The sequence below is a fragment of the Lentilactobacillus farraginis DSM 18382 = JCM 14108 genome (assembly GCF_000583655.1).
GTDB lineage: Bacteria > Bacillota > Bacilli > Lactobacillales > Lactobacillaceae > Lentilactobacillus > Lentilactobacillus farraginis.
The window spans coordinates 1-1207 of sequence record NZ_BAKI01000114.1; the positions used below are offsets into that span (position 1 = coordinate 1).

Below are 1207 nucleotides of genomic sequence, written 5' to 3' on the forward strand. Positions count from 1 at the left end.
TGAATTGTCAAATCAAGTGCAACAGTTAATGACCTATTCCAACAATTGGTCTAGTTAGTCTGCTAAACCAGGTAAAAGTTCAGCCGCATAGTGGTAGCCCAAACATTTACGTGGCCGGTGATTCAAAGTATCCTGGGCGGCTTGTAGTTCAATCACATTCACCGACGCTAACGATTTACCTTTCGGGAAGAATTCCCTTAACTGACCATTCAGATTCTCATTAGTACCTCGTTCCCATGGTGAATATGGATGCGCAAAGTAGATGGTGGGGCCCTTGATTTGACTAAGTTCCGCAAATTCACTGCCATTATCAAAGGTGATCGTTTTAAAGTATTGCGGGCCATAATCATCCACCGTCTTTTGGAGTGCCTGACGACAGGTTTTAGCTTGATAATTAGGTAACTTGACGAGGATTTCTAAGCGGCTCACTCGTTCTGTGAGGGTCATCAAGGCCGGTTCATTGTCGTTGCGTTTAGCCTTAACTAAATCTCCTTCCCAATGGCCCAAGGCTTTTCGTGCTTGAACCACGGCGGGACGGTTTTCAATCGACTGCCCTAAAATCTTCTTGTTTAACCGGGTATGCGCCCGGCCAGGCCGTTTTCTCCGGCGACGTAATTTTTTAGGCAGATCGTGATTGCGTAACGCTAGTCGGCCTTGGTCAATATAACGATAGACTGTTGGCACAGAAGGGCACACAAAGCCAAGATAGGTTTGCTTAAAATGGGCCACGTAGGTATCGACACTGTAGATTCGGGGACGGGCTTTGAGTGCCCGCGTTAGGTTTTTAAAGAACGGTGCCGCGCGTTTCAGCAGCCCCTGTGGATGACAGTGAGCCCGGTGTTGACGATAGACGGCTTCACCCGTTTCGGCGAAGTAGGCCTGATAATAGCAGTGCCGTTGCGCGTCAATTTGAGTCGTTGTCCCGCGAGCTAATTCACGGGTGACCGTACTGGTACTGCGGTGCAGGATTTTGGCGATGGTGTGCGCGGTTTTGTGCTGGTGATTGAGGGTCTCAATTTTTCCCCGTTCACTGGGTTGAAGTTGTTGGTAATGACGAGGCATGTTATTCTGGTTTTGGGTCATGAAGACACTCGCTTTCTTAATTAATTTCGACGTTAATAAGAATAGGTCTTCATGGCCTTTCATGTCTAGTCTGAAAGGTCTAGTTGATTAGTGTTGCACTTGAATTTTAAATCAGGCAAAAAAA

Annotated in this window: 1 protein-coding gene; it reads right to left on the minus strand. The window is 47.1% G+C overall.

Annotated elements, in window-relative coordinates:
• Positions 1 to 54: 54 nt before the first annotated feature.
• Positions 55 to 1083 carry an IS30 family transposase gene (locus tag JCM14108_RS13935; protein WP_035181583.1) on the minus strand — a complete coding sequence of 343 codons (1029 nt, stop codon included), beginning with the start codon at positions 1081 to 1083 and terminating at the stop codon, positions 55 to 57.
• Positions 1084 to 1207 lie beyond the last annotated feature (124 nt).

Excerpts from the sequence above, each read along its gene's own strand:
- JCM14108_RS13935 (WP_035181583.1), bottom strand. The coding sequence starts at position 1,083 with ATGACCCAAAACCAGAATAACATGCCTCGTCATTACCAACAACTTCAA.